Consider the following 19,692-nt stretch of genomic DNA (forward strand, 5'->3'; position numbering starts at 1 on the left):
ACCATGACCACCACCGCCCGTCCGCAGACCCTCTCCGATTGGCTCGGCTACATCGAGCAGCAGCACCCCGCCACCATCGACATGGGGCTGGACCGGGTGCGTACCGTGGCGCAGGCGATGGGGCTGGGCGCGCCGGCCGAGCGCAGCATCGTGGTCGGTGGCACCAACGGCAAAGGCTCCACCGTGGCCTTCATCGAGGCCATCGCACGTGCCGCCGGCTGGAAGGTCGGTGCGTACACCTCGCCGCACCTGCTGCGCTACAACGAGCGCGTGCGCATCGATGGCCAGGACGCCACCGATGACGCTCTGATGGCGGCCTTCAACGCCATTGAGGACGCGCGTGGCGATACCACGCTGACCTACTTCGAGTACGGCACGTTGGCCGCCCTGCAGCTGTTCGCGCAGGCGGGCCTGGATCTGGCCGTGCTTGAAGTCGGCCTTGGCGGGCGTCTGGATGCGGTCAACATCGTCGATGGCGACGTGGCGGTGATCACCACCGTCGATATCGACCACAGCGGCTGGCTGGGCGAGGACCGTGAAGCGATCGGGACCGAGAAGGCCGGCATCATCCGAGGCTGGAAGCCGGTGATCCTCGGCGAAATCGATCCGCCCTCGAGTGTGCTCGCGCGTGCCTATCTGGTGGGTGCCAACGCCATCCGTGGCGGCAGCGATTTCTTCGCCGATGCCATCGATGGCGAGCGCTGGCGCTGGCGCGATGTCGGCTTCCGTATCGAACTGCCGCACCCGACGCTGCGCGGGCCCATCCAGCGGGCCAATGCCGCGACGGCGATCGCCGCGCTGCGTGCGCTGGATCGTCCGCTGCCGCGCACCGCCTTCATCGAAGGCGTCGCCGCCGCGCGTATCCGTGGCCGTCTGCAGGCCTTCGATCGTGACGGCGTGGAGGTGCTGGTCGATGTCGGCCACAACCCGCAGGCCGCACGCGAACTGGCCACCGCACTGAAGGCCAGTCGCGTCACCGGCAACACCATCGCGGTGTTTGCCGCCCTGCAGGACAAGGATGCCGCCGGGGTGGTCGAGGCCTTGGCCGATCAGGTCCAGCAGTGGCACCTGGCCGGGCTGGAGGGGGCGCGTGCGCAGAGCGCCGAGGAACTGCGGGCACGCCTGACCGGTACGGCTGCGGCCGGCGCTACGCCGCATGCCACCGTCGTGGACGCCCTGCAGCATGCCGTGACGCAGGCCCAGGCCGGCGATCGCGTGCTGGTGTTCGGCTCCTTCCACACCGCCGCGCAGGCGCTGCAGACCCTCGACCCCGGCGCCTGAGGTGCTTTGCAGCGCCGTTCAGCCGCATCAGCCGCCGCACACGCGCGCACCCGTATAATCGCCGTGGCATTCCGCCGCGCCGCCTGCCTGCCTTCACGTGGATACTCCTCTGAAACAGCGACTGATTGGTGCCATCGTCCTGGTGGCGTTGGCCGTGATTTTCCTGCCCATGCTGGTCAAGGGTCCCGCACCTGACAGTGGTGTCGCCAACGTGCCGATCAGTGCACCGGCCGCGCCGTCGGATGGCCAGTTCGAAACCCGCGAGCTGCCGCTGGTCGCCCCCACTGGTGGCGCCACCGGCCTGCAGAGCGGGGCATCCACCACGCAGCCGCTGGCCGACAGCGCTGCGGTCGCCGCCGATCCGGCGCCGGCCGATACCTCGCCGGCCGTGGCCGCGGGCAACTACGCCGTCAGCTTCGGTGCCTATGCCACCGAAGCCGATGCCGACCGCGTCATCGCCTCGTTGAAGAGCGCCCAGCTGGCGGGCTTCCGCGAGCCGGCCATGATCAATGGCCGGCAGGCTTGGCGCGTACGCGTCGGCCCCTACGCCGATCGCGCGCTGGCCGAAGCCGGCCGCCTGCAGGCGGTGAAGGTGCGCAACGACGTCAAGGCCGAGGTCATCACCCTGGATGCTCACGCCGATACCGCGGTTGCCGCCACGCCGGCTGCGACTGCACCGACCCCGTCGGCCTCCAGCGCTGCCGCCGCGCCGGCGGGCAATACCGTGAAAACCGAATCCCTGCCGGCCGAGCCGGTCGCGGCCGCCAAGCCGGAACCGAAGCCGGCCGCGCCCAAGCCCGAGCCCAAACCGGCCCCGGCGCCCAAGCCCGAGACGGCCGTCGCGGCACCGGCTGCTCCGGCTGCCCCGGCCGCCAGCAGCGTCGGTTTCGCCGTGCAGCTCGGTGCCTTCGGCCAGGCGGCCGAGGCCAACGCGCTGCGCGACAAAGTCCGCGCCGCCGGCTTCAGCGCCTTCGTGGAGCAGGTCCGTACCGACAAGGGCACCCTCAACCGGGTCCGCGTCGGGCCGGTCGCCAACCGCGCCGATGCCGAGAACCTCAAGGCCCAGGTGGCCGCCAAGGTCGGTGTGGCCGGCATGGTCCGCCCGCACCCCTGATGCCTGAGCTGCGCCGCCCCGCACCCGCTGGACGGCGCCTGCCGCGCGGCCTGCCGGCATGATCGACATCGTCCTGCTGGTCCTGATCGGGGCCTCGGTCCTGCTGGGCCTGATGCGCGGCTTTGTCGGCATCGTGGTCAGCACGCTGTCCTGGCTGCTGGCCGGCTGGGCCGCGTTCCTGTTCGGCAATGACGCAGCCCAGTGGTGGGCGGCGCCGCAGGAACCGGGCACCGGCCATTACGTTGCCGGCTATCTGGGGGTGTTCCTGATCGTCATGATCGGCGTCGGCCTGATCGGCATGCTGATCAAGGCGGCCGTGAAGGTCACCTGCCTGACCGGCGCCGACCGCCTGCTGGGGGGCGCGCTGGGCTTGGTACGCGGCGCCTTCCTGGGCTGCGTGCTGCTGATGCTGGCTGCCTTCACGCCGCTGCCGCAGGAGCCGGCCTGGCAGACCTCGCAGGTGCGGCCACTGCTGCAACCCGGCGTGCGCTGGATGCAGGCGCAGCTGCCGGAGATGGCGTTGCCGGAGGTGAATCTGCCGCAACTGCCGACGATGGATTTGGGCAAGCCGCTCGCGACAGGCGATAATGGCGTCCTTGGCGAGGTAGTGGCAGGGCGCGGATGGCCGCGTCCCGTTGACGAGGGGAGGGAGACGGCACCTGCCGACGCTGCGGCGCGCGGGCCGGCTTCCACACTGCCAGTCAATATCGAGCCGGCGCCCCCGCGTCCGGACGACACCGCTCCGGCACGGAACGGTACCCCCGGCCAGGCACGGCCACCTTCACTGTAGATGGGCGCAGCCCAGCGGAGAATTCGCACCATGTGTGGCATCGTCGGAATCGTCGGCAACCAGAACGTCGCCGGGCAGTTGTATGACGGCCTGACCGTCCTCCAGCATCGTGGCCAGGACGCGGCCGGCATCGCCACCGCCGATGGCACCCGCCTGCGCGTGCAGAAGGCCAATGGCCTGGTGCGCGATGTGTTCGATGCCAAGCGGATGTCCACGCTGGAAGGCCGCGTCGGCATCGCGCATGTGCGCTATCCCACCGCCGGTTCGGAAGGCATGGACGAGGCGCAGCCGTTCTACGTGAACTCGCCGTACGGCATCGCGCTGGCCCACAACGGCAACCTGATCAATACCGAAGCCCTGCGCCAGCAGGTGTTCGAGCAGGACCGCCGCAACGTCAACACCGATTCGGACAGCGAAGTGCTGTTGAACGTGTTCGCCTTCGAACTGGACGCGCAGCGCCAGCTGACCCCGGAAGCGGCGATCCGCGCCGTGGCCGCCGTGCACCGCCGCGTCAAGGGCGGCTATGCGGTGATCAGCGTGGTGCTGGGCCTGGGCCTGGTGGCCTTCCGCGATCCGCACGGCATCCGCCCGCTGGTGCTGGGTAAGCGCGCCCACGCCGAGGGCGACGAGTACATCGTGGCCTCCGAATCGGCCGCACTGGACGTGCTCGGCTTCCAGCGCGTGCGCGATGTGCGCCCGGGCGAAGCGCTGGTGATCACCGCGCGGGGTGAGCTGTTCTCCGAAGTCTGCGCCGAGCCGGTCGAGCACAGCCCGTGCATCTTCGAGTACGTGTACTTCGCCCGCCCGGATTCGATGATCGACAACGTCTCGGTGCACAAGGCGCGCATGCGCATGGGCATCAAACTGGGTGAGAAGATCCTGCGCCTGCGCCCGGATCACGACATCGACACCATCATCCCGATTCCGGATACCTCGCGCGATGCCGCACTGGAGATTTCCAACACGCTCGGGGTGAAGTACCGCGAAGGCTTCATCAAGAACCGTTACATCGGCCGCACCTTCATCATGCCGGGCCAGGGTGAGCGGGTGAAGTCGGTGCGCCGCAAGCTCAACCCGATCCACCTGGAGTTCCGCAACCGCGTGGTGCTGCTGGTCGACGATTCGATCGTGCGCGGCACCACCAGCCAGCAGATCGTGCAGATGGCGCGTGACGCCGGTGCCCGCAAGGTCTACCTGGCCAGCGCCGCGCCGCCGGTGCGCTACCCCAACATCTACGGCATCGACATGCCGGCGGCCGAAGAACTGGTCGCGCACAACCGCAGCATCGAAGAAATCGAGAAGCACCTGGGCTGCGACTGGCTGATCTACCAGGACATCGAGGACATGGAAGCGGCGGTGAGCGAAGGCAACCCGGAGCTGAAGTCGTTCGATTCCTCGTGCTTCAACGGCGTCTACCCGACCGGGATCGAGCCGGGCTATTTCGAGCGCATCCAGCAGCTGCGTTCGGACGATGCCAAGCACAAGCGTCGCGCCTGAGGGCAGGGCATGAGTGACGTGTTGGACAGCGCGGCCGGCGATCTGCTGCAGGCCGCGCAGCAGTGCCTGGCCGAGCCGGATCCGTTGCGCAAGGTCGCGTTGACCCAGCACTACGCCGTGCAGTTCCGCGCCGGTCGCCTGAAGGCACCGGCCGATGCGCCGCCACCGGAGCCGATCCGGATGCCGGGCCGCCCGGCCCGGCCCACACTCGTCCACCCGCGCGATCTGCCGCGTCGTGGCCTGGGCAGCGTGGAAGGGCGGGCCGCGTTCGTGCACGCCATCGCGCATATCGAACTCAATGCGATCGACCTGGCCTGGGATGCGGTCTACCGTTTCCGCGGCCTGCCGAGCTCCTTCCATGCCGACTGGGTCAGCGTGGCCGATGACGAATCGCGCCACTTCATGCTGCTGCACGATCGGCTGCAGGCCAACGGCTATGCCTACGGCGATTTCGACGCGCACAACGGCCTGTGGGAAATGTGCGAGAAGACTGCGCATGACGGGCTGGCGCGCATGGCGCTGGTGCCGCGCGTGCTCGAAGCGCGCGGGCTGGATGTCACCCCGGGCATGATCGTGAAGCTGCGTGCCGGTGGCGACCATGCCACCGCCGATGTGCTGGAGATCATCCTGCGCGAAGAGGTGGCGCATGTGGCCGCTGGTTCGCGGTGGTACCGCTGGTATTGCACGCGCGAGAACGTCGAGCCACGCCCGCGGTTCATGGCATTGCTGCGCGAGTACGCCGGCGGCTTCCTCTATGGCCCGTTCAACCTGGAAGCGCGCCTGTTGGCCGGATTCGACGAAGAAGAACTGGCCGAGCTGATCGAACAGACCGAACTGCGCGGTCAGGTGTTGGCCAGCACCACGCGCTGACCGTTTTCGGTCGGCCGGTTGACGTAGAACAGCCCTGGCCCCGGCCGATACGGCAGTTCCCGCGTGCCTTCATCGGCGGCATAGAGCAGCGCAGTGTCGCCCAGGGCATCGAAGTTCCAGTGCGCGGACTGCATCTGGTAATGCTGGCGAAGCGTGAGCTCCTGCGCGGCATCCAGCGGATGGCCGGCCAGCAACCGGGCCGCGATGGGCTGCAGCTCCAGGGGAAGTGCGAGTGCGGGCAACGCGTCCGGTGAGGTCGTCCACGCGACACCTGCCGCCCCCGCATGCTGGTGCAGCAGGCGCAGCGCGATAAACTGGTAACGCGCATCGACCTCGCGGCGCAGCACCACCGCCGCGTAGGCGCGCAGGGTGAGTTGCGGCAGGACGCTGCGGCTGCCGGCCACACGCTGCTGCTGCCAGTGGTGCCAGACATCCACCCAGATCGCGTCATCCCCCAGCCCCAGTGCGCGCTGCCAGCGCCGACACGTCGCCTGTGCGGCGCGGTAGACCGTGCTCGCGCGCAGCAACGCCAACGGCGGCACATCGCCTGCGGCCAGTCCGGTGCCACGCAGCAGCTGTCCCTGTGGTCGGCTCAGCAGCTTGGGTCCTTCGATGCGCTGGTCGTAGCCGCCGCCGATGTTGGCGTGCACGCCGGGCAACGCGATCTCCTCATGTTCGGGCGCCACGCTGGTCAGCGCGAAATGCTCGCGGTGCTCATCGCGCGCGACCAGCTGCACCACCTTGTCCGCGCAGCCGGCGGGCAGTGCGACCACCGGCATCTCATCGCCATGCTGGCGGCCGATCGCCACCACCGTATCGAGCAGCCCGACGAAGCGCACCGGCCCCACCGCGCCTGGAAATCCCGGCGCCAATGACCAGCCCGAGCGCACCAACTGCTCGCGCAGCCACGCGGCGGCACCGGGTGCGTTGAGCACGTTCACCGCGTCGCGCGCGCTGGCCGCGCCACGCGAATAGCCGAACAGATCCACCCGCACGCTGCCGAGGACGCGGCCAGGGTGCGCGCGGGCGAGCTGGCGCAGCGCGTCGGGCAGCAGCTGCTCCAGCGCCCGGCGTCGCTTCGCGCGTACACCGGTGCGGCCGATGCCGAACGCCAGCCCCAACAGGTCGTCCTCTTCACCGGTGCGCGTGCCCACACCCTCGATATAGATCGACAGCGCGAGCGTGTTGCCTGCGGGCGGCATCTGCCGATGGTCCGGATACAGCGCATGCAGCCGCGCGATGTTGGTCAGGCCGTTGCTGTAGCTGCTGGTCAAGCGGCTCTGGTACGGGGAGGCATCATCGGCGACTACGGCGGGTGGGCGCGGTGTGGGCGTCGTGGCGCCTGCCGGGCGTGAGGCGCGCTGCAGGTTGTCAGCGTTGTTGCGGGTGCCATCGAAGAACAGACCGATGTGCAGCGTGTTGTCGAGGCGAGTGCGGTCGGGTGGGCTCATATCCAGCGCCTGGTTCGGGTCTGCATGCACGTCCACCTGTGTCTGGCCATGATCGACCCGCGACGTTGAGCAGCAACGGGCACGCACGGTAGGACGATAATTCAATACGCGGCGATGATCGAGATGTCGCTATCGGCATTTTGTTTTGATACCAAGGCCGATATAACGCAAGGTTTACCTGGCCGTGTCGAGCGGTGCCTATTCTGCAGGCCGTTTCCGCACAACGGGCATTCCCATGATGCTTCGCCCACCGGTCCTGAACCGGCGTCGTTTTCTCGGTCTGGCGGCACTGGGAGGCACCGCGCTCAGCCTCCCCCGGCCCACGCTGGCACAGCATCTGGACGGAGCGCTTGCCGCCACGTTCGATGCGGACTGGTGGTGGGGCGTTTTCCGCTCGCTGACCCTCAAAGCCCTGGCGGCGGTCCCGGAGGTGGGGGGCATCCTGTCCTTTTTTGGCGGGCTGTTCATTCCCGGCCATCTGTTCGACAGCGACGATGCGCAATGGCAGCAGTACGTCGAGGCGATCAACCGGATCGTCGATGAGAAGATCGACGATGCCCTCTACCTCCAGGTGCAGGCGTCGCTGGTGGGGTTCACCCGGACCACCCGGCTGTTCCTCTCGGCGCTGCAGAGCGGCGATGCACAGCACCTGCGCAGCGTCATCGATGCCATGAACGTGGCCTTCACCGCCTCCATCCAGGGCTTCATGTTGAAGGGCCATGAGGCGCGCCTGCTGCCGCTGTTCGTCCCTGTCGCCAACCTGCATCTGGGCCTGCTGCGCCAGGCTGTCCAGCAGGGACGCAAGGGCGGCTTTCCACCGGCGGTCATTCTGGATTACCAGCAACAGCTGCAGGCCAACATCAGCGACTACGGCCAGTACTACGATGATGTCGTTGAACTGCAGCTGCAGGCGGCGGCGAAGGCCCATCCGCATGATGCGTGGGACCACCGCAACGAGCCGCTGGCCGCGGTGTATACCCTGCGCAGCCAGCTCCAGGCGAGCCTGGGCGATACGCGTGACTGCTGGGCCTACTTCGATACGGCCCGGTACCCGGAGGTCGTGCAGGTGCGGCTGGACCGTGAGCTCTTCAGCATGCTGGTCGGCTCCTACTACGACAACGCGGTCCCCGAGCCGATGCGGCTGGCGTTGCCACCACCGCCCACCGGCCCGATCCGCGCCATCACGCTGCAGGGCTTCGTGTTCGTCGATGGGTTGACGCTGGCCTACGCGGCCGGACAGGGGCCAGGCCACGTCGATGCTGTGCACGTGGGTGGACCCGGGGGCGATGCCTATCGGTATCACGACGTCGTCCAGCGTGGACATATCCGCGCCGTGCTGGTGCGACAGGGCTATGCAGTGGACACGCTGGTGCTGGAGTACGGCGACGGTGGTCGCACTGCCGAGGTCGGCAGTCACGGCAATGACCGTCCGGTCACCCGGCTGGGCTTTCCGGACCACCACCTCTCCAGTGTGATCGGCTTCGGCACGGCGGCCGGCTACGGCGGTGTGCTGTCCGGGTGCATGTTCGGCTTCCAGCTGGATACGCCTACCGCCCCGGTCGCCTTGGACAGGCAAGTGCGGGAGCGGCTGCAGCGTGTGTGGCCGGTCGGGCTGCAACCCGCGCTGCGTGAGCCTGCACAAGGCTGAACCAAGAAGCACTCGATCACAGTTCCGAAATTCCATTCGTAATTTCTATTGAATTAACCGCGCCAGGTCGCGCCAGATGGGCGAGCCGGCCCTGACAGGCATCGCCAGCAGCGCTGACAACCAGCGCGTACTGGTCAACACCAAGGCAGCGGTGGCCGCGTTCCGCTGATCTGCGTTTCCCGCGGCGGCCACTGCGCCGTCGCGGGGGCGGTTCAGTTCGCCAGGGCGTCCAGCGTCCAACCTTCGGGCGTGACGCGCAGTACCGAACCCTGCTCGTACCAGTCGCCCAGTACGATGCGGGTGCAGTCGCGCCCGCCGGTCTGCAGCGTGTGGATGGCCGGGCGGTGGGTGTGGCCGTGGATCATCGTGTCCACGCCATAGCGGCCGAACGTGGCATCCACTTCCGCAGGTGCGACATCGGTGACGGTTTCGAACTGGGCACGGTCGCCCTGTTTCATTTCCGACTGGCGCGCCTGGCTGGCATCGCGCGCCTTCTGTGCGAAGGCGATGCGTGCGGCCAGTGGCTGCGACAGGAACTGCGCCTGGAACACCGGGTCGCGGGTCTGCGTGCGGAACTGCTGGTAGGCGACATCGTCGGTGCACAGCAGATCGCCGTGCTGCAGCAGTACCGGACGGCCATACAGATCGATGACGCTCGGGTCGGGGAGAATCGTGAACCCTGCGCGGCGCGCGTAGTCCTCGCCGACCAGGAAATCGCGGTTGCCGCGGATGAAGTACACCGGCACGCCGGCATCGGCCACGGCATGCAGCGCGGCCGCTACCGCATCGGCGGCCGGGGAGGGCGTGTCATCGCCGATCCAGGCTTCGAACAGGTCGCCCAGGATGTACAGGGCGTCGGCCTGCATCGCTTCATCGCGCAGAAAGGCCAGGAACAGGTCGGTGATGGCTGGACGACTCGGGTCCAGGTGCAGATCGGAGATGAACAGCGTGGTCATGGACCCATTGTAAAACGGGATCACGGGGTGAGGCATCGCTACAGGGTGAATCGCCCTTGCCGAGTCAACAGGAGGCGCGGCGATCCCGGCTACAACGGCAGCCATCGCAGGCTGGCGGCGGCCAGCAGTGCGGCGATGCCGGTCGCGGCCAGCACATCGCTGGGGTAGTGCAGGCCCAGCACCACCCGCGACAGGCCGATCAGCACAGTGAAGGGCACCAGCAACGGGGCCAGCCACGGGTAGTAGGCCAGTGCCACGATCGTGAAGGACACCGCGTGCAGGGTGTGCCCGGACGGGAAACTGAACTCATCCAGCGGCGCCACCCAGGCGCGGATGCGCAGGTCGGCGGCAAATGGCCGCGGGCGGCGCGTCCAGCGCTTGAGGCCCTTGTACAGCAGCAGTGCCATCAAGCCGGTGGCGGCCATGTGCAACGAAGCACGCAGGCCATCCAAGCCGTCCAGCAGCACCAGCGCGCCCATCAGCGCATACCAGAACGCGCCATCGCCCAGGCGGCTGATCACGGCGAAGGCATGGCGGATCCGGCGGTGCCGGCAGTAGTGGTTGGCGCGGCGGCACCAGCGGGTTTCGCGCCCGCGAAGGGCATCAAGCGGCGTGGTCGGCATGCGGCCTCCGGGCCTGGGCCAGCTCGGCCAGCAGCGCATCGAACTCGGCCACCACATGCTGCGGATGCAGCCGCTTCATCGCAATGGCGGCAGTGCGGCCGAGCCGGTGGCGCAGGGCGTCGTCGCCGGCCAACTGCACGGCGGCGGTCACAAACTCGCTGTCGTCATTCACGGCAATGCCGTTCTCATCGGTGCGCAGGTACTCGCGGGCAGCGCCGTAATCGAAGGCGACCGTGGCCAGACCGCTGGCCATGGCTTCAAGGGTGACGTTGCCGAAGGTCTCGCTGCGGCTGGGGAACAGGAACAGATCGCCGCTGGCGAAGTGCCGCGCCAGCGCATCGCCGCGCTGCACGCCGCAGAAGATGAAGTCCGGGTTGTCGTGGGCCAGCTTGGCGCGTGACGGGCCATCGCCGACGAACACGAACCGCGCCTTCGGTCGCACCTGCTGCAGGTGGCGGAATGCTTTGACCGCCAGACCAAGGTTCTTTTCCGGTGCGATGCGGCCGACATAGATCGCCGCGAAGCCGTTGCCATCGATGCCCCATTCCTCGCGCAGTGCCGGGTCACGGCGTTCGGGCTCGAACTGACTGCTGTCCACGGCGCGCGCCAGCAGGCGCACACGATCAAAGCCCTGCTCGCCGAGGAACTGCTGCAGCTCCTGGGTCGGCACCAGGGTGGCATCGGCCTGGTTGTGGAAGCGGCGCATCCAGCGCAGCGCGGCGGCCTGCAGCCAGGCCACGCCGTAGTCGGGCAGGTACTCATCGAAGCGGGTATGGAAGCCGGTGGCGACCGGGATTCCGAGGCGTCGTGCGGTGCGCAGTGCCGACCAGCCCAGCGGGCCTTCGGTGGCGATGTAGATCGCGTCCGGCCGCTGGTGTTGCCACTGGCGGGCCAGGCGGGAGGGTGCGGGCAGACCGAAGCGCAGGCCGGGGTAGCGCGGCAGGTTGGCGCCGGTGACCAGCACCGTGCCGTCCACCGCCTCGGCATCGGAGGGTTGCCGGGGCCGGACCAGATCGACCTGATGGCCGGCGGCACGCAGCCCCAGTTCCAGGCCCTGTACGGTCAGGGCAACGCCGTTGACTTCAGGGGGGTAGGTTTCGGTGACGATGGCATAGCGCATGGCGGGCCTCCGGTATGCCACGCATGCTGGGGCCGGGCGATGTAGCCGACATGACCGCCGTATGACGTTGGGATGACGCGCGCACCGGCAGTAAAAAGCCACGGCCCCGAAGGGCCGTGGCGATCAATCGTTGTTACCCGGCGGCGATCAGAAGCGCTGCTGATATTTCATGTACATGAAACGCCCGATGTCGTAGCCACCGTAGTAGGAGAAGTTGGAGTTCGGCTGGCTGTACATGATTGGGCCGTACTTCTCGAACACGTTGTTGGCACCGACCGAGACGGTCGCATCCCACGGCAGGTTGTAACGGAACTGGACGTCGTGGAAGGTCACCGGACCACGCTGATTGTAGTCACGCGTACCGGCGAACCACGGCGCCTGCACACCGGGGTCGGAGCACTCGTCCGGCCGGGTCTTCGCGTTGAGGCAGCGTTCCTTGACCCCGGAGTAATAGCGCGCGGTCCAACTCACCCCGAAGTCGCCCACGTCCCAGCCCAGGGTCAGGTTGGAGCGCACCCGGAAGCCGCTGCCGATGCCGTTTCTCGGTTCGGGGGCCACGTCAGCGTCGTTGGTGGTGCGCTCCAGGTAGGAGCTGACATAGGTGGTCGACCACCCGGTGGTCAACTTGCCGTAGTCCGTATCCAGATGGTGGCTCAGCTCCAGATCGTAGCCTTCCGTCTCCAGGAAGCCCGAGTTGCGCTTGCCGTATTTCAACGTGTCGACGATGCCGGTCACCGGATCGCGCGTGAAGCCACTGCAGCGCGAAGCGATGCCCTGCTCATAGCAGTCGCGCAGCATGTCGTTGGGATGATCGTTGACGATGGTGTTGTCGATGCGGATCTTCCACCAGTCCAGCGCCACGTTGAGGTTGGGCACGAAGCCAGGGCTCCAGACCAGACCCAGGGTACGGCTCGTGGAGGTTTCCGGCTGCAGATCCGGGTTGGAGCCGTTGGTGAACGGCACCGGGGTCTGGGCGCTGCTGCTGGTGATCGGCACGCCGCCCTGGCGCAGCTGGCGGTAGCTGTCCGCATTGGCGATGTCGGCGGCACAGCGCGCACGGACCTCGGCACTGCTGGCCGAGGCACCGTACACGGTATCGCAGGGATCGCGGTAGTTGGTGGTAAACGTCTCCGAGCCGCCGCCGTACAGATCGGAGATGGTCGGCGCACGGAAGCCCTGCGCCCAGGTGCCACGCACCAGCAGCTGCTCGATCGGCTTCCACTTGAAGCCGAATTTGCTGTTGAGGGTGGTGCCGAAGGTGTTGTAGTCCGAGTGGCGGGTGGCCGCGCTCAGGCTCAGCTCACGCGCACCGGGCAGGTCGGCCAGGATCGGCACGCTGAGCTCGAGGTAGGCCTCGTTGACCTTGTAGCCGCCGCCGGTCGGGCCGGCGGCCAGATTGGTGGTGGCGCCGCTCTGGGCCAGCGGATCGGGAATGAACTCACCGGCCTCCTTGCGGGTTTCCACGCCGAAGGCGAAGCCCAGATCGCCGGCTGGCAGCGTCATGACCGTACCGGCGATGCTGGCGAACGCGTTGCGGGTGGTGGTCTTGCCGCGGGAGATTTCCGGCGGGAACAGGGAGTCGATCAGCGCCTGGTTACCGGTCAGGCCATTGGGGTCGTTGCTGCCGTAGGGCACCAGCGGATTCCAGGGCATGCAGCCGGCAATCGGCGCGCCGGGAACGCCGCATTCCACCTTGCCGGTCGCCTCGTTGTAGTAAGACGGGCCGACCGCGTTCTTGACGCGTTCCTTGTTGAGGTTGCCGGTGGAGGTCTGCAGCAGTTCGCTGCGGTTGTATTGATAGCCCACTTCCCAATCGAAGTAGCGCTCGCCGACCTCGAAGCTGCCTTCCAGCGCAGCCACGGCGCGCCAGGTGGTCAGCTCGCTGGTGCTGACCCGCGGGACCTCCCAGGTGCGGCGATTCCAGGCGATGTCGGTGGGTTTCTCATAGCCGTGGTGATTGCCGAACGGGTTGAACCAGCTGTCGGCCGACATCGGCCCGATGCCTGCGGTGGCGGACTGCAGCGGATAGCCGGCGATCTGGCGGGTGGACGTGCGCTTGTTGTAGCCCAGCTGCGTGGTCAGGCGGATGTCATCGGTCAACTCCAACCGGCCATCCAGGAACAGCGAATCGCGCTTGAGCGGCGAGATCAGGTGCATCTGCTCCTGTGCGTTGCTGACATCGCCGGTGAACGGGGTCAGGTCGCTGAGATGGTAGTTGGCCGGGTTGGTCGGGTCGGTACCGCGATCCAGCGAGTAGTTGCAGCCTGCCGTGGCGGTGCAGCCCGGGCCCTTCAGGCCGTTGATCTGGCCCCACTGGCTGATCTGGGTCCAGTTGTCGCCCGAGTGGCGGGTGGTGTTCGGGAATTGGCTGAACCAGCGATCGCGTGCCCACACGCCCTTCTCTTCGGTGTGCTCGGCCGAGAAGGTCAGCGAGGCGCGGTCGTTGGACCAGCCGGCCACCACGTCGATGCTGTCGCGGGCGCCATCGCCCTGGCTGTACTGGCCGTGGTAGACGTTGGCAGTGACGCCGCTGACGTTGCTGCGGGTGATGATGTTGATCACGCCGGCCATGGCGTCGGAACCGTAGATCGCCGAGGCACCGTCCTTCAGTACTTCCATGCGTTCGACCGCCGAGACCGGCACGCTGGAGATGTCCTGGTAGCCGCTGGTGGTGATGCCCAGGCGCTTGCCGTTGATCAGCACCAGGGTGCGCTGCGCGCCCAGGTTGCGCATGTCGATATAGGTGCCGCCAGCGGTCTCGCCGGCACTGAGCACGTTGGAACGGCTCAGTGCCGGGCTGCCGACGGCCGTCAGGTTCTGCAGGATGTCAGCGACCGAGCTGAAGCCCTGGCGTTCGATATCGGCGCGACTGATCGCGAGCACCGGCTGCGCGGATTCGACATCAACCTGGCGGATGCGCGACCCGGTGATCTCGATGCGGTCCAGGGTGGTCGGGGTGGCGTCCTGGGCGAGGACGGCGGTGGAGGCCAGGCCAGCGGTGCCGGCCACGAGGGCAAGGCGGATCGCCTGCCCCAACGGGGTGGTGGATGAAGACATGATCGACTCTCTCTCTTATCGGAACGACGTCCAAGAGGTCGGCGGACCCAAGTACCGCCTTCCTCAAAAATCCAGCCGTGTGAAGGCCGGTGTCCCGAGAGTAGATCGATTGGTTAAGCTTCCATGAGGGAGATGTGAGGGTGTTCTCACAAATAATTCACGGGTTCGGCATTCTGCGAATTCAGCCTGGAAATTGCTGCAGATGCACGCTACGAAGCAGGTAAAAACGTCAGGCGACGAAGGGTCGGAACTGCACACCCAGGCCAGCCATGCCCTCGGTTTCGCCGATCAGGTCCGCGCGCAGCAGCGGACGCGCATCGATGTACGCCTGCGGCAGGATCAGCGACAAGCGTGCGTCGTCGGCGGTCAGTTCCAGTGCGGGCATCGGTGTGTCTTCGTGCGCGCGGTTGAGCAGGACCGCCAGGCGCAGCAGCGCGGTCATGCGCCGTGCCGGCTGCAGGAGACGTTCGGGCAGTGCATCGAAGGCGGACTTGGAAATGTTGCGGCGATGGCTGCGCACCAGCGCGGCCAGCAGCTGCTGTTCCTGCCGCGAGAAACCGGCGATGTCCGAGTTCTCCAGCACGTAGCTGCCATGCACGTGGTAGCCGCTGTGCGCGATCATCAGGCCGAGCTCGTGCAGCCGCGCGGACCAGCCGAGCATGCGGGCATCGTCCGGATCCAGCTGCCAGCTTTCTTCGACCTGGGCGAGCAGGTTCATCGCCGTGCTTTCCACGCGATCAGCCTGGACGGTGTCGATGCCGTAACGCTGGGTCAGTGCCGCGACCGATTCGTCGCGCAGGTCGTTCTCGCTGGCACGGCCGAGGATGTCGTAGAGAATGCCCTCGCGCATCGCGGCCTTGCTGACCAGCAGCTTCTGCAGCCCAAGTGCCTGGAAGGCGGCTTCGAGCACCAGGATGCCACCGGCGATGATCGGGCGACGATCCGCGGAGAGGCCGGGCAGGTCGATGTCTTCGATGCGCTTGGCCTTGAGCAGCTCATCGCGTAGCTGCGGCAACGCCTCAGCGGTGATCGCGCCCTTGCTCAGTTTCATGGTGGCGCAGATTTCGCTGATCGCCTTGTGCGTCCCGGAGGACCCCAGTGCTTCGTGCCAGCCCAGTGCGCGGTACTTGTTGGCGAACTGCTGGAACTCCGCACCGATTTCGGTCAGGGCGTCCTTCCAGCGCTTCTTGCTCAGCTTGCCGCCGGGGAAGAAACGGCGCGTGCTGGCGATGCAGCCGGCCTGCAGGCTTTCGCGCTCCAGGGTCTGCATGCCCTGGCCGATGATGAATTCCGTGGAGCCGCCGCCGATGTCGATCACCAGCCGGCGCTGGTCCGCCTTGGGCGGCTGCGCATGGGCCACGCCCAGGTAGATCAGACGCGCCTCTTCGCGGCCGCTGACCACTTCGATCGCATGCCCGAGCGCGGTTTCAGCCGGCATCAGGAAGGCCTGCGGCGAGCGCAGCTGGCGCACCGTGTTGGTGGCCAGCGCGCGGACGCGTACCGAGGGGATCGCACGGATGCGCTGGCCGAACCGGGCCAGGCATTCCAGCGCGCGCTGACGGGCCTCGGCGGACAGGCCGCCTTTGCCATCCAGGCCATCGGCCATGCGCACGGTCTCGCGCAGGCGGTCGACCACCCGCAACTGCCCGAGGGTGTATCGCGCGATGACCATGTGGAAACTGTTGGATCCCAGGTCGATGGCGGCGAGCAGGTCGCCATCCTGCAAAGCGGGCGGAGTCGTGGAGGTATGCGGCATGGGCGAATGTTAGCCGAAGGCAGGGGCCCCGCGTCACCGCACCGCCTTCACAGGGGATGCGACGCGGGGTCGCAGGCTACAGACCCTGCAGCAGGGCCATCTGCGCCGAATGCGGGGGCTCGTCGTGCCCCGGCGTGCACTTGATGTAGCTGCCGTCGGCCTGCAGTTCCCAGGCGTTGAGGTTGTCGTCCAGGTAGTTCTGCAGCACGTCGCGGTAGACCTTGCGCGCCAGTTCCGGGTCCAGGATCGGGAAGCAGGTCTCGACCCGGCGCAGCAGGTTGCGCTCCAGCCAGTCCGCGCTGGCGCAGAACAGCTCCGAGGCGCCGTCATTGCCGAACCAGTAGACCCGGCTGTGTTCCAAGAAGCGGCCCACGATCGAGCGCACCCGGATGGTGTCCGACACGCCAGGAACGCCGGGTCGCAGCGTGCAGGCGCCGCGCACGATCAGGTCGATCTGTACGCCCGCCTGCGAGGCCGCGTACAGGGCACGGATCATCTGGGGTTCGTTGAGGGCGTTCATCTTGGCGATGATCCGCCCCGGCCGGCCACTGGCGGCCAGGCGCGTTTCGCGCTCGATCCGTTGCAGCAGACCCGGGTGCAGGGTGAAGGGCGACTGCAGCAGGCGCTTGAGCTTCATCCGCGGGGCCAGCCCGGACAGCTGCTGGAACAGCAGGTGCACATCGTTGCCGATGTCCGGATCGGCGGTGATCAGGCTCAGGTCGGTGTAGGCCCGCGCAGTACCGCTGTGATAGTTGCCGGTGCCCAGATGCACGTAGCGGCGCAGCTTGCGGCCTTCGCGGCGCACGATCAGCAGCATTTTCGCGTGGGTCTTGAAACCGACCACACCGTAGACGACCTGCACGCCGGCTTCCTGCAGGCGGTCGGCCAGGCCGAGGTTGGCTTCTTCATCGAAGCGCGCGCGCAGCTCGACCACCACGGTGACGTCCTTGCCGTTGCGTGCGGCCTGGATCAGTGCATCGACGATCAGCGAATCCTTGCCGGTGCGGTACAGGGTCTGCTTGATCGCCAGCACGTTCGGGTCGACTGCCGCCTGCTTGATCACGTCCAGCACGGCAGTGAACGCATCGAAGGGGTGGTGCAGGAGCACATCCCGGCGCGCGACGATCTCGAAGATGCCATCGCTGTCGCGCAGGACGCGCGGGCTCAGCGAGGGGTACTTCAGGTCCGGCCGCTGGATCACGTCGTACAGCTGGACCACGCGGTTGAGGTTGACCGGTCCGTCGATGCGGTAGACCGCGTTTTCGGTCAGCCCGAAGTTCTGCAGCAGGGTGCGTACGATGTCGCGCGGGCAGTCCTGCGCGATCTCCAGCCGCACGGCCGGTCGGTAGCCACGGTCGACCAGCTCATCGCGCAGCGCCAGGGCCAGGTTCTCGACTTCTTCCTCGTCCACCACCAGTTCGGAATTGCGGGTCACGCGGAACTGATACGCGCCCTGGACTTCCATGCCCGGGAACATCTCATCGACGAACGTGGACAGCACCGAGGACAGGAACACGAAGGTCTGCGGGCCGCCGAGTTTTTCCGGCAGCTGGATGATGCGCGGCAGTGAACGCGGTGCACGCACGATCGCCAGATGCCCCGCGCGACCGAACGCGTCGGTGCCCTTGAGCACCACCACGATGTTCAACGACTTGTTGAGGATCTTCGGGAACGGGTGCGACGGATCCAGGCCGAGCGGGGACAGCACCGGCATGATCTCGTTGCGGAAATACGCCCGCAGCCAGCGCTTCTGGCGATGGTTCCAGGAGTGCCGGCCGAGCACGTCGATGCCGGCGTCATGCAGTGCCGGGCGCAGGGTCTCGTTCCAGCAACGGTACTGCTGGTCCACCAGCTGCGCGGCACGGTCATGGATGGCGTTGAGGATCGCCTGCGGGGTCATGCCGTCCGGCGCGGGCGGCAGGCCGAACTCCTGCGCATGGCGCACCGCGGCCGCGCGGATCTCGAAGAACTCGTCCAGGTTGGTGCAGGAGATGCACATGAAGCGCAGGCGCTCCAGCAGCGGCACCTGCGGGTCCATGGCCTGGGCCAGCACGCGGAAGTTGAAATCCAGCTGCGACAGCTCGCGGTTGATGTACAGCGCCGGATCGCGCAGCGGATCGCCGTCCACAGGCACGGCGACGGGAACAGGAGTGCTCATGCGGAAAAGTCTTCAGAAGAAGGAAGGGAGACGACCTCGTTGCGCGCACGCACCTGGTCGGCATCGAAATGGCACGAGAACGTGCTGCCTTTACCCACCTCGCTCTGGATCTCCAGGCGGGCGTGGTGCAGGCCGAGAATGTGTTTGACGATCGACAGGCCCAGCCCGGTGCCGCCGCTTTCGCGCGAGCGGCTGCTGGAGACGCGGTAGAAACGTTCGGTCAGGCGCGGCAGATGGTTGGCCGGGATACCGTAACCGGTATCGCGTACCGACAGCACCACAACTTCGCCTTCGCGCGCGAACTCCACTTCCACGCGACCACCGGCCGGGGTGTAGCGCACCGCGTTGGTGACCAGGTTGGAGAACGCGCTGTGCAGTTCCTTGTTGGAGCCCTGCAGATCCACACCGGCGGTATCGATGATGCTGATCTGGTGACGGCCCTGGCTGTGCGCTTCGGCCTCGCGGCGCAGCGTGGCCAGCATCGGCGTCATCGCCACGGCTTCGGCTTCGGTGTGCTCCTGCGATTCCAGCCGCGACAGGGTGAGCAGGTCTTCGACCAGCTGCGCCATGCGCTGGGATTGCTTGCGCATCTCCTCCAGCATCGGGCCGGTGCCGGGGAAGTCCTCCGGATCCATCATGTCCAGGTAGCCATGCACCACGGTCAGCGGCGTGCGCAGCTCATGCGAGACGTTGGCGACGAAGTCGCGGCGGACCTGTTCCAGCCGCAGCAGCTTGCTGACATCACGTGCGATCAGCAGCCAGTAATCGGGCGAGTAGGGAATCAGGCGCAGGTTGAGGCGGATCGCCGGGTCGACCGGGGAGGGCACATCCAGGATCGGTTCGGCATTGCGGCCACCGGCCAGCCAGTGCGCCAGCGGCATCGGCTGCAGGCGTTCAACCAGCGCTTCGCCCAGGTCGCCCGGGTGGTGCAGACCGAGCAGCGAGGTCGCCGCTTCGTTGAACCACTGCACGCGCTGGCTGTTGCGGTCGACCACCACCACCGCATCCGGCAGCGCGGCCGCAGCAGCGCGATAACTGCGCAGCATGTCCAGCAGACGACGCTTGCGCGTGCGCATTTCCCACTGGTTGCGGTAGAGCAGGCGGTCCAGCTCGTTCCATACACCGGTGCCGTCACCCATGTCCCAGCGATGGCGCGCGGTGAGGCCACGCAGCACCCGGCGCAGCCGCCAGTAATGCCAGGCCAGTGCGCCGATGGAGGCCAGTGCGATGCACATCCACACATGTCCGACTGCCAGGCCCAGCACGCCGGCCGCGAGCAGCAGGGCGGCGAGGGTGGCCAGCGTTTTCAACCAGGCAGAACGGATGTGGCGGGGCATTGCGGTCTCGCAGAAAGTGCGGTCCTCGGACTCG

14 protein-coding genes are annotated in these 19,692 nt (G+C 67.3%); 6 read left to right on the top strand and 8 right to left on the bottom strand.

What is annotated here, in order from left to right; all coding sequences use genetic code 11:
• The first annotated feature begins 3 nt into the window (after window positions 1–3).
• From folC to ABE463_RS13055, 5 genes are all read left to right on the top strand, one after another.
• Window positions 4–1,281 carry a bifunctional tetrahydrofolate synthase/dihydrofolate synthase gene (gene folC / locus ABE463_RS13035; protein WP_346468465.1) on the top strand — a complete coding sequence of 426 codons (1,278 nt, stop codon included), beginning with the start codon at window positions 4–6 and terminating at the stop codon, window positions 1,279–1,281.
• Between the two features lie 97 nt (window positions 1,282–1,378).
• Window positions 1,379–2,395, top strand: a complete 1,017-nt coding sequence (locus ABE463_RS13040) for an SPOR domain-containing protein (RefSeq protein ID WP_346468466.1) — start codon at window positions 1,379–1,381, stop codon at window positions 2,393–2,395.
• A gap of 58 nt (window positions 2,396–2,453) precedes the next feature.
• Window positions 2,454–3,185, top strand: a complete 732-nt coding sequence (locus ABE463_RS13045; protein WP_346468467.1) for a CvpA family protein — start codon at window positions 2,454–2,456, stop codon at window positions 3,183–3,185.
• A 30-nt stretch (window positions 3,186–3,215) separates the two neighbouring features.
• On the top strand, window positions 3,216–4,682 hold the full coding sequence (gene purF, locus ABE463_RS13050) for an amidophosphoribosyltransferase (RefSeq protein WP_019185825.1): 1,467 nt from the start codon (window positions 3,216–3,218) through the stop codon (window positions 4,680–4,682).
• A gap of 9 nt (window positions 4,683–4,691) precedes the next feature.
• On the top strand, window positions 4,692–5,552 hold the full coding sequence (locus tag ABE463_RS13055; protein ID WP_346468468.1) for a ferritin-like domain-containing protein: 861 nt from the start codon (window positions 4,692–4,694) through the stop codon (window positions 5,550–5,552).
• Here ABE463_RS13055 and ABE463_RS13060 read toward each other — a convergent pair.
• Window positions 5,525–7,003: a DUF2235 domain-containing protein gene (locus ABE463_RS13060; protein ID WP_346468469.1), complete on the bottom strand. Its 1,479-nt coding sequence runs from the start codon at window positions 7,001–7,003 to the stop codon at window positions 5,525–5,527. The two genes, ABE463_RS13055 and ABE463_RS13060, sit on opposite strands and share 28 nt — an antisense overlap.
• 235 nt (window positions 7,004–7,238) lie before the next feature.
• Here ABE463_RS13060 and ABE463_RS13065 point away from each other — a divergent pair, with 235 nt between their 5' ends.
• On the top strand, window positions 7,239–8,651 hold the full coding sequence (locus ABE463_RS13065) for an insecticidal delta-endotoxin Cry8Ea1 family protein (protein WP_346468470.1): 1,413 nt from the start codon (window positions 7,239–7,241) through the stop codon (window positions 8,649–8,651).
• Between the two features lie 212 nt (window positions 8,652–8,863).
• Here ABE463_RS13065 and lpxH read toward each other — a convergent pair whose 3' ends face one another.
• The 7 genes from lpxH to phoR all read right to left on the bottom strand — a co-directional run bounded on the left by lpxH (window position 8,864) and on the right by phoR (window position 19,658).
• A complete protein-coding gene (gene lpxH, locus ABE463_RS13070) occupies window positions 8,864–9,607 on the bottom strand; it encodes a UDP-2,3-diacylglucosamine diphosphatase (protein WP_346468471.1) in 744 nt (247 codons plus the stop codon).
• Between the two features lie 89 nt (window positions 9,608–9,696).
• On the bottom strand, window positions 9,697–10,230 hold the full coding sequence (locus ABE463_RS13075; RefSeq protein ID WP_346468472.1) for a phosphatase PAP2 family protein: 534 nt from the start codon (window positions 10,228–10,230) through the stop codon (window positions 9,697–9,699).
• Window positions 10,211–11,350 carry a glycosyltransferase family 1 protein gene (locus tag ABE463_RS13080; RefSeq protein WP_346468473.1) on the bottom strand — a complete coding sequence of 380 codons (1,140 nt, stop codon included), beginning with the start codon at window positions 11,348–11,350 and terminating at the stop codon, window positions 10,211–10,213. The genes ABE463_RS13075 and ABE463_RS13080 overlap by 20 nt, the downstream gene beginning before the upstream one ends.
• Window positions 11,351–11,497: 147 nt before the next feature.
• Window positions 11,498–14,407 carry a TonB-dependent receptor gene (locus tag ABE463_RS13085; RefSeq protein ID WP_346468474.1) on the bottom strand — a complete coding sequence of 970 codons (2,910 nt, stop codon included), beginning with the start codon at window positions 14,405–14,407 and terminating at the stop codon, window positions 11,498–11,500.
• A 229-nt stretch (window positions 14,408–14,636) separates the two neighbouring features.
• Window positions 14,637–16,163 carry an exopolyphosphatase gene (ppx, locus tag ABE463_RS13090; protein ID WP_313209572.1) on the bottom strand — a complete coding sequence of 509 codons (1,527 nt, stop codon included), beginning with the start codon at window positions 16,161–16,163 and terminating at the stop codon, window positions 14,637–14,639.
• Window positions 16,164–16,239: 76 nt separating this feature from the next.
• Window positions 16,240–18,321 (bottom strand): polyphosphate kinase 1, encoded by a 2,082-nt coding sequence (gene ppk1, locus ABE463_RS13095; RefSeq protein WP_346468475.1) that lies wholly within the window; start codon window positions 18,319–18,321, stop codon window positions 16,240–16,242.
• Window positions 18,318–19,658: a phosphate regulon sensor histidine kinase PhoR gene (gene phoR, locus ABE463_RS13100; protein ID WP_346468476.1), complete on the bottom strand. Its 1,341-nt coding sequence runs from the start codon at window positions 19,656–19,658 to the stop codon at window positions 18,318–18,320. The genes ppk1 and phoR overlap by 4 nt, the downstream gene beginning before the upstream one ends.
• Window positions 19,659–19,692 lie beyond the last annotated feature (34 nt).

Origin of the sequence: Stenotrophomonas sp. TWI819 (assembly GCF_039673075.1) — a bacterium.
Lineage (GTDB): Bacteria > Pseudomonadota > Gammaproteobacteria > Xanthomonadales > Xanthomonadaceae > Stenotrophomonas > Stenotrophomonas rhizophila_B.

Bases quoted from the DNA above. Each gene is read 5' to 3' on its own strand.
- folC (WP_346468465.1), top strand. From the start codon at position 4: ATGACCACCACCGCCCGTCCGCAGACCCTCTCCGATTGGCTCGGCTAC.
- ABE463_RS13045 (WP_346468467.1), top strand. From the start codon at position 2,454: ATGATCGACATCGTCCTGCTGGTCCTGATCGGGGCCTCGGTCCTGCTG.
- purF (WP_019185825.1), top strand. From the start codon at position 3,216: ATGTGTGGCATCGTCGGAATCGTCGGCAACCAGAACGTCGCCGGGCAG.
- ABE463_RS13055 (WP_346468468.1), top strand. From the start codon at position 4,692: ATGAGTGACGTGTTGGACAGCGCGGCCGGCGATCTGCTGCAGGCCGCG.
- ABE463_RS13060 (WP_346468469.1), bottom strand. From the start codon at position 7,003: ATGAGCCCACCCGACCGCACTCGCCTCGACAACACGCTGCACATCGGT.
- ABE463_RS13065 (WP_346468470.1), top strand. From the start codon at position 7,239: ATGATGCTTCGCCCACCGGTCCTGAACCGGCGTCGTTTTCTCGGTCTG.
- lpxH (WP_346468471.1), bottom strand. From the start codon at position 9,607: ATGACCACGCTGTTCATCTCCGATCTGCACCTGGACCCGAGTCGTCCA.
- ABE463_RS13075 (WP_346468472.1), bottom strand. From the start codon at position 10,230: ATGCCGACCACGCCGCTTGATGCCCTTCGCGGGCGCGAAACCCGCTGG.
- ABE463_RS13080 (WP_346468473.1), bottom strand. From the start codon at position 11,350: ATGCGCTATGCCATCGTCACCGAAACCTACCCCCCTGAAGTCAACGGC.
- ABE463_RS13085 (WP_346468474.1), bottom strand. From the start codon at position 14,407: ATGTCTTCATCCACCACCCCGTTGGGGCAGGCGATCCGCCTTGCCCTC.
- ppx (WP_313209572.1), bottom strand. From the start codon at position 16,163: ATGCCGCATACCTCCACGACTCCGCCCGCTTTGCAGGATGGCGACCTG.
- ppk1 (WP_346468475.1), bottom strand. From the start codon at position 18,321: ATGAGCACTCCTGTTCCCGTCGCCGTGCCTGTGGACGGCGATCCGCTG.
- phoR (WP_346468476.1), bottom strand. From the start codon at position 19,658: ATGCCCCGCCACATCCGTTCTGCCTGGTTGAAAACGCTGGCCACCCTC.